The organism is Arcticibacter pallidicorallinus (assembly GCF_003002875.1).
Classification (GTDB): Bacteria; Bacteroidota; Bacteroidia; order Sphingobacteriales; family Sphingobacteriaceae; genus Arcticibacter; species Arcticibacter pallidicorallinus.
The window spans coordinates 215406-228151 of record NZ_PVTH01000004.1 but is presented as its reverse complement, the minus strand read 5'-3'; the positions used below and the strand labels follow the sequence as shown (position 1 = coordinate 228151).

At 44.1% G+C, this 12746-nt stretch carries 13 protein-coding genes; 11 read left to right on the top strand and 2 right to left on the bottom strand.

The window, feature by feature from the left end; genetic code table 11:
• Nucleotides 1-7: 7 nt before the first annotated feature.
• A complete protein-coding gene (gene xseA / locus B0I27_RS08280) occupies nucleotides 8-1333 on the top strand; it encodes an exodeoxyribonuclease VII large subunit (RefSeq protein WP_106292767.1) in 1326 nt (441 codons plus the stop codon).
• Between the two features lie 2 nt (nucleotides 1334-1335).
• Nucleotides 1336-1542 carry an exodeoxyribonuclease VII small subunit gene (gene xseB / locus B0I27_RS08275; RefSeq protein ID WP_106292766.1) on the top strand — a complete coding sequence of 69 codons (207 nt, stop codon included), beginning with the start codon at nucleotides 1336-1338 and terminating at the stop codon, nucleotides 1540-1542.
• Here the strand turns inward: xseB and B0I27_RS08270 are convergent.
• Both B0I27_RS08270 and B0I27_RS08265 read right to left on the bottom strand, forming a co-directional pair.
• A complete protein-coding gene (locus tag B0I27_RS08270) occupies nucleotides 1539-2093 on the bottom strand; it encodes a hypothetical protein (RefSeq protein WP_106292765.1) in 555 nt (184 codons plus the stop codon). The two genes, xseB and B0I27_RS08270, sit on opposite strands and share 4 nt — an antisense overlap.
• Nucleotides 2094-2164: 71 nt before the next feature.
• Entirely contained in the window at nucleotides 2165-2602 is a 438-nt protein-coding gene (locus B0I27_RS08265) for a DUF6526 family protein (protein ID WP_106292764.1), read from the bottom strand.
• A gap of 139 nt (nucleotides 2603-2741) precedes the next feature.
• On the opposite strand from B0I27_RS08265, the gene B0I27_RS08260 reads away from it, so the two are divergent.
• Genes B0I27_RS08260 through B0I27_RS08220 form a run of 9 tightly spaced genes read left to right on the top strand, consistent with a single transcriptional unit; the run spans nucleotide 2742 to nucleotide 12729 of the window.
• Nucleotides 2742-4778 carry a BatA domain-containing protein gene (locus B0I27_RS08260; RefSeq protein ID WP_106292763.1) on the top strand — a complete coding sequence of 679 codons (2037 nt, stop codon included), beginning with the start codon at nucleotides 2742-2744 and terminating at the stop codon, nucleotides 4776-4778.
• A gap of 15 nt (nucleotides 4779-4793) precedes the next feature.
• Entirely contained in the window at nucleotides 4794-6062 is a 1269-nt protein-coding gene (locus tag B0I27_RS08255; RefSeq protein WP_106292762.1) for a dihydroorotase, read from the top strand.
• Nucleotides 6063-6067: 5 nt separating this feature from the next.
• A complete protein-coding gene (locus B0I27_RS08250; protein WP_106292761.1) occupies nucleotides 6068-6742 on the top strand; it encodes a hypothetical protein in 675 nt (224 codons plus the stop codon).
• Nucleotides 6743-7327, top strand: coding sequence for a DUF4199 domain-containing protein (locus tag B0I27_RS08245; RefSeq protein WP_106292760.1), 585 nt, complete (start codon nucleotides 6743-6745; stop codon nucleotides 7325-7327).
• Between the two features lie 19 nt (nucleotides 7328-7346).
• The gene (locus B0I27_RS08240) at nucleotides 7347-8297 is read left to right on the top strand and encodes a glycosyltransferase family 2 protein (RefSeq protein WP_106292955.1); all 951 of its coding nucleotides are present in this window, start codon (nucleotides 7347-7349) and stop codon (nucleotides 8295-8297) included.
• Nucleotides 8297-9268, top strand: coding sequence for a glycosyltransferase family 2 protein (locus B0I27_RS08235; RefSeq protein WP_106292759.1), 972 nt, complete (start codon nucleotides 8297-8299; stop codon nucleotides 9266-9268). Before B0I27_RS08240 ends, B0I27_RS08235 begins: the two co-directional genes overlap by 1 nt.
• Complete coding sequence (locus B0I27_RS08230) at nucleotides 9265-10053, top strand: hypothetical protein (protein WP_106292758.1); 789 nt, start codon at nucleotides 9265-9267, stop codon at nucleotides 10051-10053. The genes B0I27_RS08235 and B0I27_RS08230 overlap by 4 nt, the downstream gene beginning before the upstream one ends.
• A gap of 7 nt (nucleotides 10054-10060) precedes the next feature.
• On the top strand, nucleotides 10061-11560 hold the full coding sequence (locus B0I27_RS08225) for a GH3 auxin-responsive promoter family protein (RefSeq protein WP_106292757.1): 1500 nt from the start codon (nucleotides 10061-10063) through the stop codon (nucleotides 11558-11560).
• A gap of 14 nt (nucleotides 11561-11574) precedes the next feature.
• Nucleotides 11575-12729, top strand: a complete 1155-nt coding sequence (locus tag B0I27_RS08220; protein ID WP_106292756.1) for a 1-deoxy-D-xylulose-5-phosphate reductoisomerase — start codon at nucleotides 11575-11577, stop codon at nucleotides 12727-12729.
• The last annotated feature ends 17 nt before the right edge of the window (nucleotides 12730-12746 follow it).

The window sequence follows — 12746 nt, the reverse complement described above, 5'->3', positions numbered from 1 at the left end:
TTTTTGCATGAATACCTACCTTACCCTTCAACAGTTATTGCTTAACGTCCAGGGGCAGCTCCGTCAGGCTTTCCCCGGAAGTTACTGGATTAAGGCCGAGCTGGCAGGGGTGAGGCGTGTAGGAAGTCATGTTTATTTCGAGCTTATACAGATCAGTAGCGGGCAGAAGGTTGCGCAGATTAAGGGGACGGCTTTTTTTGGTGAAGGGACGCAGGCGATTCAAGCCTTCGAGCAAATCACAGGGCAGAAGTTTACAGAAGGGATTAAGATAGGGCTAAGAGCTTCTGTAAACTATCATCCTGTTTATGGTCTGAGCCTGAATCTCCTGGAGTTGGATGCGGAGTTGACCCTTGGGGGTATTGAACTTCAAAGGAAGGAGACTCTCGACTTACTATTGCGTAATAATTCAGCGTATTTATCGCTCCAAGACGGGGTGTACATTACGCCGAATAAGCGATTACCATTACCTGCCGTTATTCAAAAGGTTGCGATTATTACCTCACGAACCTCGGATGCCCATGCTGATCTGAAGCATTGTCTGAATACGAATGATTATGGCTACTGCTTCCATGCAGATCTCTATGAAGCGCTGGTTCATGGATATAGTGCGGCTGCATCTATAATGGATGCGCTTGTGAAGATCAAGACCTCCGGGGTTTGTTACGACATGGTTATACTCACGAGAGGGGGAGGTGCTCCTGCAGATTTTCTGCCTTTCGATAACTATGATCTGGCTTTGAGTATCGCATTGTTCCCAATGCCTATACTGACTGGTATTGGGCACCAGACGAATCAGGGAATTGCGGATTTTTTCGCAAGAGTTCATATGAAGACACCTACCATGGCGGCTCAGTTCATGATAGACCATAATCACTCGTTTGAAAAGCGTCTTAGCACGCTGTCAGATTCTGTCAACCAAACAGCCACCTCCCTGCTAACCGAAAAGAAAAACCGCTTTATCATGTTACAGTCCCGATTCGGATCGACGACGAGGGAAGCCCTTCAGCGTAAACGCTATCAGCTGCAGCATGTGCAGTCGGGTGTATATCCGGCGGCCTTTCGCCTGATTAAGAGCCTGAACTCGAAGCTCATGATGAAGTCAGCGCAGATCAGTTTTCGTTTGCCTTTTTATTTCGCCTCCACTCAGAAGAATCTCCTGCATTTGAATGAACATATACAGAGCCTTAGTCCCGATCGTCTACTGCGAAGGGGCTTTGCCATGATTCGAAAAGACGGTAAATATGTGATTGGAAGTGAATTGGGGGAAGGGGATAACGTTGAAATTATACTACACAAGCAGAGCTACGAAGCTGCTATTACAAAAAAAATATAGTTATGACCGAAGAGATGACATACGAGAGTGCGTTTGCAGAGTTGGATAAGATCTATCAGGAAATAAATAATGAAGAGGTATCGGTGGATGTGCTCGCGGAAAAAGTAAAGCGGGCGGCTGTGCTGATTAAATTTTGTCAGACCAGACTCCGCTCTACTGAAGACGAGGTGAATATTATAATATCCGGGATGCCGGGTGGGGGCGACTAGTCCAGAACTTGAACGGCCCGCATAAAAACGGTGTAGATTTCTCTCAAAAGGGCAGGGTCTGTGATCCCGGCTTGAATCTTTAGCTCCAGGAATGGAGCTTTCTCTTCGTTTTCTTCGAGGGCATAGTCAACGATGCCAAAGCTCAGATCCTCGTATGCGATTAGGATACGTCTTAGCTGATCATCAGCAAAAAGGGTAGCGGCTTTCAGTTCACTATTCGTTTTGACAATGAATTTTTCGTCGAACTCCAAATAACCCAGTACGGCATCCTGCATGCCGAAGAACTTGCCTATCTCATCAATAAATCCTTGTCTATGTATGGAGAAGCGAAATGCGTCGCGACCGTATAAGTACGAACTGAACGTGGTGTAAGCGCTTCCGCTTTCGAATCCTCCTCCGAGATCAATTCCTATATCGAGTACAACCCTGCGGCCTGCCTGATCCAACACTGCGTGATAATCAAGAAGGTCCTTATTTGTAATAAAGTCTGCGTTTACCAGCGACCAGATCTGATCTTCTGTTTCTCCTGAAATGATATGTTCTCGCTCCATTAAGTTCTTTTCTAAAGTAAACCGATATCTGTGGGGTTAAGTTTTGAGATGTGTCATATCTATATTAAAAACTAAACCCTCATGTGGTCTGGTTGCCAGTTTTGGATAGATTTCTTTATTGTTTTGGAGTCCAGGTCTTCTTCGAGGGTTCTTTCGATAAGCGCGACAAGTTCTGGATCCGATGCGAATCGTAATGCCGATAGCTGAGAGAACGACAGTTGGTTTTCAACCTGATCGAAAGGTGTGCCGGTCAGCTGAAAGTAGCGAAGACGCATCTCCAATCTTACAGTACGATTTTGATTCGTCAAGGCATAGTGCTGCCGGGTCATGTAAGACAGCCAACATACGAGTATCAGTACAGCAGTGATAAAAGAAAAGACTACTCGGTTTTCGCTGTCAGTGATCGTATAGTAGACCGCGGATATGATCAGTAGCAAAATTACGGGATAAAAAATGAAGTGGTGGGGGGCGTAGAAACGAATGTGATTGCTGATGTTCTGTTTTTCCATGTTGATGTTCGTTTTATGGTGTCTTTGCAGTTATTTCCGTTGCGAAAGTAAACATCCATATTTCATGGTACAACGTCTGGAGGCACGCAGGTGTTTCATCCTGATGGGAGATAGTCTTATTTATATGTATTTTTGACTGATGCGATTTCTTTTTCCCGAGTTTCTGTTTGCGCTTGGCTTGATTGCAGTTCCTGTAATTGTTCATCTTTTTAATTTCAGGCGTTTCAAGAGGGTCTATTTTTCGAACGTATCGTTGCTGAAGAAGGTTGAGCTAGAGACAACGGGGTCAAGACAGGTTAAACGCTACGCTTTATTGTTGTGTCGATCGCTCGCGGTGGCATTTTTAGTACTCGCTTTTGCACGGCCATATGTTGCTGATCATGAAGGTGCTGCTGGAGCTGATGCTAAGTATGTCAGCGTCTATATCGATAATTCATACAGTATGGAAGCTGTCAGCCGTGAGGGTAGCTTATTGGAAGAGGCAAAGAAGAAGGCTAAGGATATCGCGGCCGTATACGGCGCAAATACGAAGATTCAGCTCGTGACAAATGATTTCGAAGGACTTCATCAGCGGCTGATGACAAAAGAGGAATTTCAGGAGGCGGTCGATACTATTCGTATAAGCGCACGTAGCCGTAGCGTCAGAGAAGTGTTAGACCGGCAGAATATGTTGTTCAGCGGAAAGCCAGTTAATTCGAAAGTCGCCTATTTTCTGTCGGATTTTCAACGTAACCTCTGGGACGGGCAGCAGGTTGGTACCGACTCTTTGAGCCGCTATTCGTTAGTTAAACTTAAGGCTGAAGGTCTAACTAATATTTCAATTGATTCTTTATGGTTTGTGTCGCCACTGCATAAACCCGGGGGACCGGAACAACTGGTAGTTAGACTGCGCAATAACTCTGATAACAAAGCGGAGCAGGTAACCGTCAAATTGCAGGTAGGAGGTCATCAGAAGGCGCTCTCAAGCGTTGATATTGAAGGGCGGCAGGATGCTTTGGATACATTGGCTTTCAACTCGCCGGCGAGCGGCTGGCAGGAAGCAAGTGTAGCAATAGTTGATAATCCCTTTACTTTTGATGACCGGTATTTCTTCACTTATCCCGTCAGGGAATCCTTACCCATTCTCATACTTGACAACAAGGAACCAAACGTATATGTTGATGCAGTATATCGGTCCGAAGCGTTTTTTAAGGCGGAGCATACCGATGTGGGCCATGTAAACTATTCGTGGCTCGATGCCTATCCGATGGTTGTCTTACCTGGTTCGGCAAGCATCAGTGAAGGTCTGATTCAACGGTTGACAGAATATGTTCGTAAAGGAGGGACTCTGTTTCTTTTTCCTCCTTCGGAAGGAAAGCTGTCTGAGTTGGAAAGTCTTAGCTTGCGTCTCGGTATTGATAAACCATTGGGTAGGGTTGAAGAGACGGTTAAAACGGACTATATGGATCGTAGCCATTCGATCTTCAGAGACGTTTTTCAAGCGATACCCAGGAACATGGATCTCCCCGAAGCGAAATCGTATGTGCGGTATTCGGATATGATTAGAAGCAGTCGCCGGACTCTACTTAAATTTGAGAATAAGCATCTGCTTCTGGCTCAATACGCAGTAGGAGCAGGGCAGGTATTCTTGTCGGCCGTTGCAGCCGATGAAGAGAGTTCGAATCTTGTAAGGCATTCACTCTTTGTCCCAATTATGTACCAGTCTGCATTTTCCAGTCTTCGAGATCAGCCTCTCTATTATACCCTTGGGAAGGATGAACTAATTAACTTGAAGAGTTCGGATTCAGGTAGCAGGGAAGGACTTAGATTGAGGGATGGGGACAGCGAAATCATTCCCGATATCAGGCAAACAGAAAGCGGTGTCAGAATGTTTATCTCGGACCAGGTAATCCAGCCTGGAATTTACGATTTAACACGCGGTGACCGTTTAATAAGCAAGGTTGCTTTTAATATCAATCCATCCGAATCTGACTTAAGCTATTTGAGCGACGACATGCTTGAGAAAGTTTTCCCAGACGCGGCTTCGAAGCTGTATGACACAGCTGACAATATGTTGGCATCAGAAATAAAAGCCGAAAATTATGGTGTGCAGTTGTGGAAACTTTGTCTAATTTTATCCCTGATTTGCCTTGCTGCGGAAATCCTGCTCCTGCGTTATTATGGGCAGAAGACTTAATAGATTAACGATCAAATGAATACACTACTCTTTCGCTCAGCTACTCTTATCTATCCAAGCTCTGAATATCATAAAAAGTCTGTTGATGTATTGATTAAAGACGGTAAGATTGTGGAGCTGTCTGTGAATATTGACGCCAACATGGAGGGGCTGCAAGTAATAAACTCAGAAGGGTGCTACCTGGCTCCCGGATTTTTTGATCTTAACGCTAGTTTTGGCGAACCAGGTTATGAGACCCGTGAGGATCTGATAAGTGGAACCCTGGCAGCTGTTGCCGGTGGATTTACGGGATTAGCTCTTCAACCCTCTACCCATCCGCCCGTGCATTCCAAGTCGGAAGTTTCTTACATAGTAAATCGCAGTTCCAGCTTTCTGGCAGATATTCATCCTTTAGGTTGTATTAGTCAGGGAAGAGAAGGTAAGGACCTTGCCGAGCTCTACGATATGAAGCTTGCAGGAGCAGTCGCATTTACTGACGGTAACCGGCCGATAAATGACTCGGGACTTATGAGCAGGGCTTTACTTTATGCAAAGGGATTTGGCGGACTTGTATTTTCTTATCCTGAAGATAGCTCAGTAGCAGGGAAAGGTAAAATGAACGAAGGAATCGTTAGTACTTTTTTGGGAATGAAGGGTATTCCGAACCTTGCGGAAGAGATTGCTATTTCGAGAGATTTGTATTTAGCAGAATACAATGACTCGAGAATACATTTCAGCACCATTTCTTCAGCGGGAAGCGTAAGGCTGATCCGCGAAGCAAAAGCGAAGGGAACCCGTGTGACCTGCGACGTCGCGGCTCATCATTTGGTACTTACAGATGAGGTTCTGAAGGGCTTCGATACCAACTATAAAGTTAAACCGCCGTTGAGAGCTAAGGAAGATGTCGATGCACTTTTGGAAGGCTTAAGAGATGGCACGATTGACGCGATAGTATCGCAGCATACGCCGCACGAAATTGAGTTTAAAGATGTGGAGTTTGAAATTGCCTCGTTTGGAATCATAGGCTTGCAAACGGTTCTTCCGTTGGCGCTTAAAACCGGACTTCCGATTGAACTGCTGGTGGAAAAGCTAGCTGTAAATCCGAGGAAGATATTGAATTTGCCTTTACCGCCTCTGGAAGAAGGACAGGTTGCCAACTTCGTTCTCTTTAGTGAAGATTTGGAATGGGTCTTTGAGGCAAGCAGCAATAAATCTAAATCGGCCAATTCACCTTTTATGGGTCAAATATTAAAAGGAAGGGTTTTGGCCGTGTGTAACAATGAACAGTTTTATTATCAACAATAAGGACTATGGAAAAACAGATCGAAAAGGCAGTCAATGCCGCGTTAGCGCAATTTGAGAGTATCTCAGGAAAATCAGTTGGCGAGTTTCAGGACAAGATCAGTGCTGTCTTCGATTCTGAGAAAGGTTTTATGGAAAAGGTTGCGGATCTTGACGCCGCGTTTGACGATGAGCCATCGTTGGAGAACCTTCGGGAGGTGTTCTTTGATCTGCTGATGGTCAACTTCTTTTCAGAAGATGTGCATAAGCTGGAGGAAGACTATCTGGAGACTCCTGAGTGGGAGGAAATTGAAAACCAGACGATCGACCGTGGGACAGAACTGCTGAACGTATTACTTTATATTCAGGAGTGCGAAGATGAGGATATTCAGCCGGAGCTTGAAGACTTTTTGAAGGAGTTCCTGTTGGTTGATGAGGATGAGTTCCAGGATGAGCATCGCATCTATGAAGATATGATAGCCAACCAGGTACTTATGGAAAGTAATGTTGAGGAGATCAGCAAAGTTTCTGCAAGTTTGTCTGAAGAGTCTGAAATAGGAGATTTGTTTTATCCGGTGATGTGCTTCTTCCTACAGACCACTCCTGAGGATGATGAAGTCCAGGAGGTCATCAACTACAGTCAGGATCCGGAATTTGATGCTGTAGTCTACTCTATGTTAGTAGCGTTTAATGAAGGAGAATAGGTGGCCGAAATATCATTAGATCAGAGAGAATTGAAAAAAGGTGGGGCCATTAATGGCCTCATCTTTGGTATTATCGTGCTGCTTGCCGGAATTATATCGGTATATATGCTGGCAAATACAGCGCGTTTTGCCTTTGTTGTTGCAACGCCCTTAATTGTGTCATTACTGATACCCCTTGGAGCTGCCGTGTTTTTGACACTGAATTTGAGGAAACGGGTTGGGGGGTACTGGACTCTGAGGCAAGCAACAACAGGGCTATTTATCATGTTTATCGTGGCCTATACCTTTTCAACCGTGGGCAATTCTATTTTTTACAAAGTAAGCGGACCAGGGTTGAAAGCTCAGACCAAGGAAAACCTTATTAGAGTCACCACCTCGTTCCTGGAAAGTCAAGGAGCAAATCAGGATGAAATTGATGCATCATTGGAGAAGGTAAATGCCGGATTTGCGGAAGGAGCTGAGCTGAGTACCGGACAAATGGTTCAGGGATATTTGCAAGCTATCATAATAATTTTTGTAGTTGCGCTTATCTTTGCAGCGATATTTAAAAAAGAGCCTCCTGTCTTTATGAGGGCAGAGGACTAATACTATGTTGAACTCACATATGGATATATCTGTAGTCGTACCGCTATATAACGAAGAAGAATCTCTGCCAGAATTAGTTGAATGGAATCGCCGAGTTATGGAGACCCATAACTATTCTTACGAGATAATTCTGGTGGATGACGGAAGTACAGATCGCTCCTGGGAAGTAATAGAAGACCTGAAGAAACTACATCCGCACATTCGCGGGATTAAATTCAGAAGGAATTACGGCAAGTCTGCCGCCCTAAATGTCGGGTTTGAGGCTGCGCAAGGCAGGGTGGTGATTACGATGGACGCAGATCTGCAGGACAGTCCAGATGAGATACCAGGTCTTTACAGCCGAATCGTTGACGATAAATACGATCTTATTTCTGGGTGGAAGAAGAAACGGCATGATCCCATCACGAAAACAGTACCGACCAAGCTCTTCAACTCGGCTACCAGGAAAATGTCGGGAATCCACAATCTTCATGACTTTAATTGCGGATTGAAAGCTTATCGCCGGGAAGTGATTAAGAGTATCGAGGTTTATGGGGAAATGCACCGTTATATACCGGTGCTTGCGAAATGGGCTGGGTTTAAAAAGATAGGAGAGCAGGTTGTAGAACACCGTCCAAGGAAATACGGAACTACGAAATTTGGTCTGAGCCGATTTATAAATGGTTTTCTGGATTTGGTGTCTATCGTTTTTGTCGGGAAGTTTGGCAAGCGTCCTATGCATTTTTTCGGTGCTATGGGTGTTCTGAGCTTTTTTGCAGGAACCGTTATATCGGTATGGTTGATTGCTGAAAAGCTTTATGATATATCTCAGGGGCACAAGTTCAGAAACGTTACTGACCAGCCCTTATTTTTTATCGCACTCGTGGCCATAATTGTTGGTTTCCAGTTGTTTCTGACCGGCTTTGTTGCGGAACTTGTAGCGCGTAATTCGTCTGAACGTAATGCTTACCAGATAGAAAGAGAGGCCTGATGTTCTTTTCGATAATCATTCCGTTATACAACAGACCCCAGGAGGTAGATGAGCTTTTGCATACACTTACCCTTCAGACCTATACTCAGTTTGAAGTTCTTGTTATCGAAGACGGATCTGTCAAAGATGCCCGTGAAATTGTTGAGGGCTACCGGGATAAGCTAGATGTCCGATATTATTTTAAAGAAAATGAAGGACAAGGCTTTACTCGCAATTATGCGTTTAAACTAGCCAAGGGCGACTATTTTATTATGTTTGATTCTGATTGTCTGATTCCTTCAGATTATCTCGAGATCGTTTATCGTCATTTATTGAAATACCAGCTGGACGCCTTTGGAGGTCCTGATGCGGCGCATTCGTCATTCACTCCCGTTCAGAAAGCGATCAGTTATTCGATGACATCACCCTTTACGACGGGGGGTATCAGGGGTAACAGGAAGCGAATTGGTGGATCATTTCATCCGAGAAGCTTCAATATGGGGATTTCCAGGAGGGTATGGGAGGCGACGAATGGCTTTATTCTAACCCGTCTGGGGGAGGATATAGAATTCAGTATCCGCATACAGTCGATGGGCTTTAAGAGCGGCTTGATTCCTGAGGCAAAAGTATTTCATAAAAGGCGTACAGATTTTAAGCAATTCTACAAGCAGTTGCATTTTTTTGGACGTGCGAGGATAAATATTTATACATTTTTCCCGTCTCAGTTGAAAGCAGTCCATTTCTTTCCGGCATTGTTTACATTATTTGTTATTTTTACAGTGCTTGCAAACGCGCTAAGCATCAAACTGGCAGATGTATGCAATTTTCTGATTGCTGTATATATCCTGCTATTGTTCTTTCATTCATGGAATGCGAACAAATCAGCTAAGGTTGCGTTTTTAAGTATAGCAGCATCCTTTGTTCAGCTAATGGCTTACGGCTTAGGTTTTATGCAGGATTTTTGGAAGAGAATAATTCTTAAACATTCATGATTGAATTTCTAAAAGAAAGCACATTTGGCGTAAATGATGTAGTTGCAACGGCATGGAGAGTGCTGAAACGCCAATATTTCAAGGTATTAGGTTTGTGCCTTCTTATGTTTGTTATATTTAACCTCTCGGGCATTCTGGCCATGTATATCGGAGGATTTAACATTGGGTTGAGCATATTCATGATGTTAATCTTCATCGTTGCCTACTTCGGATTCCAGCTTACACTATTCAAATTTGTACTTCGGGTGCTCGATAAGCCTGATGAGGACGTTTACGTAAAGGACTCCTTTCCGACCACAAGGCAAATTCTGAGGTTTCTATTGGCTACATTTTATTTCGTACTCTGTATCCTTGTGGTTTATGGGCTTATCGTCTTAGTGATACTTCCGTTGGCCTATGTACGCATACCGATGGTTATTCTTACTCAGGTGGCAACGTCGCTGGGAGTGCTTGGTATCATTTTTACCTGGATACGGATTTCTTTTTTTCCGTTTTTTATTATAGACAGGAACTGCTCGCCGTTTAAATCTATCCGACTGAGTATGGCGATCACGAGAGGGAACTTTACAAAGTTATTGATGCTGCTGATGCTTCTTGCAATTTTTCAGGCGCTATATTTGAAAATTTACTCTGAGCAGGACCTGATTTCCGCTGCGATGATTAACCTGGTCAATTCGTTACTGATCATCCCTTTGTCGAGTGTGGCCATAGCGGTGGCCTATCGCCAGATGATGAATGAGTATCATGGAGAAGACAATCCAGGGTTAATGGGGAATATCATTTAATACATTTATGGGACTTAAGGCGAAACTTAGCAAGCCCTTTGCTGCGTTGGCAGTTTACCAAATTAATAAGTGGAAAAAGAGGTCAGTGGAAGTGCAACAGCAAGTCATGGCTACGCTTGTGGATGAGGCGCGCTATACTGCGTTCGGCAAAGATCACAACTTCGATGAAATTCGGACTTACGAGGACTTCAAAAAGAACGTACCTGTGCGTGATTATGAAGATCTTCGGCCTTATATAGAGCGGGTTGTAAAAGGAGAAGCAGATATATTGTGGAAAGGTAAACCTGCTTATCTTGCAAAAACTTCTGGTACTACGTCGGGCGTTAAATACATTCCCATTTCAAAGGAATCCATGCCTGAGCATATCAAAGCAGCGCGGAGTGCACTGTTAACTTATATACATGAAACCGGAAAAACTGATTTTGTAAATGGAAAGATGATTTTTCTGCAGGGGAGTCCGGTGTTGTCAGAGAAGCATGGCGTTGCTACAGGTCGGCTTTCGGGTATCGTTGCGCATCATATTCCGCAATATTTGCAAAAGAACCGGCTTCCGTCTTATGAGACAAATTGTATCGAAGATTGGGAAGAAAAGGTCGATGCGATTGTCGAGGAGACATTTTCTGAAGATATGACGCTTATTTCAGGTATACCGCCCTGGGTGCAAATGTATTTCGATCGATTGTCTGCGAAGGCGGGAGGGAAGAAGATAAAGGATATATTCAAAAATTTTAGCCTCTTTGTATACGGAGGAGTAAATTATGAGCCCTATCGGCAACGGATGGAGGAGGTAATCGGAAGAAAGATTGATTCTATTGAGACATATCCGGCTTCCGAAGGCTTTATTGCCTATCAGGATTCGCAGAATGAAAGAGGTTTGCTGCTTCTGACAAACGCCGGAATGTTTTATGAGTTTATTCCTTCGGAAGAATATTTTAATGAAAACCGACGCCGTTTGAGTTTGGCAGAAGTGGAGCTTGACACTAACTACGCTTTGATCCTCAATACGAATGCCGGACTTTGGGGATATAGCATTGGTGACACGATAAGGTTTGTTTCAAAAAATCCATATCGAATTGTGGTGACAGGCCGGATTAAACACTATATTTCTGCTTTTGGGGAGCATGTGATAGGGGAAGAAGTAGAGAGTGCGTTGCTGGAAGCGGCAGCAGAATCTCATCTGGAAATTACCGAGTTTACGGTTGCACCGCAGGTGACGCCATCCGCAGGTGAACTTCCATATCATGAGTGGTTTATTGAATTCGCTAGTCAGCCAGATGATTTAGTTGCATTTAGCAAGCAGGTAGACGAAGCAATGCAGAAGAAAAATATTTACTACTTTGATCTGATTAAGGGAAATATATTACAGCCGCTCGTTATACGTTGCTTGATTAAGGGAGCATTCCAGCAGTATATGAAGAGCGAGGGTAAATTGGGAGGTCAAAACAAAGTGCCCAGGTTATCAAACGATCGTAAGATTGCAGAAGGTCTGGCACCGTTTATTTTATAATAGAATTATTACACTTGAAACATATAGCAATATTAGGATCGTCTGGCAGCATTGGTACCCAGGCTCTTGAAGTGATCAGGGATAACCCTGGCCGGTTTAAAGTTTCGGTGTTGACTGCGGGGAATAATGCCGGGTTGCTTATTGAGCAGGCGCGGGAATTCAAGCCCTTACAAGTGGTTATTGGGGACGAGCGGAAGTACGACGAAGTACGTTCGGCTCTCGAAGGATTGGGGATAGAGGTTTTTGCCGGCGAGCAAGCGTTGACAGAAGTTGTTCAGCATCCCGTGATAGACGTGGTATTGACTGCTGTTGTTGGCTTTTGCGGTCTGAGACCTACTATAGCGGCAATCCAGGCTGGAAAACATATCGCTCTGGCAAACAAAGAGACCTTGGTTGTGGCAGGCGAGCTTGTGAATGCTCTGGCTAAGAAGTATCAAGTATCCATTCTGCCGGTGGATTCTGAACACTCAGCAATATTTCAATGTTTGCAGGGAGAGCAAGGGAATAGGATTGAGAAAATTTATCTCACCGCATCAGGGGGACCGTTCAGAGGGAAGAGTAGAGAATTTCTTACTTCAGTAACTAAGGTTCAGGCGCTTAAGCATCCGAATTGGGTTATGGGAGCTAAAATTACCATTGACTCTGCTTCTTTGATGAATAAAGGTCTGGAGGTCATAGAAGCTAAGTGGCTCTTTGACTTGGAACCGGCACAGATTGATGTTATTGTACATCCCCAGTCTATCATCCATTCCATCGTTCAGTTTCAGGACGGATCTATGAAAGCGCAGATGGGTTTACCCGACATGAAGCTTCCGATTCAATATGCACTTGGGTATCCTGACAGAATATTAAACACTTTTCCACGTTTTGATTTCTTGAAACATACTGAAATGACGTTCGAGCAGCCAGATCGCCGAACTTTCCGCAACCTTGGATTTGCTTTTGACGCAATGGCAAGGGGAGGTAACAGCCCTTGTGTACTTAATGCTGCAAATGAAATTGTTGTTCAGGCATTCCTTACTGATCGACTAGGTTTTCTGGAGATGAGTGACGTCATCGAAAAGTGTATGAGCGAAGTTTCCTATATTCGTGATCCGAATTTAGACGATTTCATTGAGACGGATGCGGAAACGAGGAAGTTTGCCAGTCAGTTGGTAACAAATTATTAAAGAATTATTCTAATAGA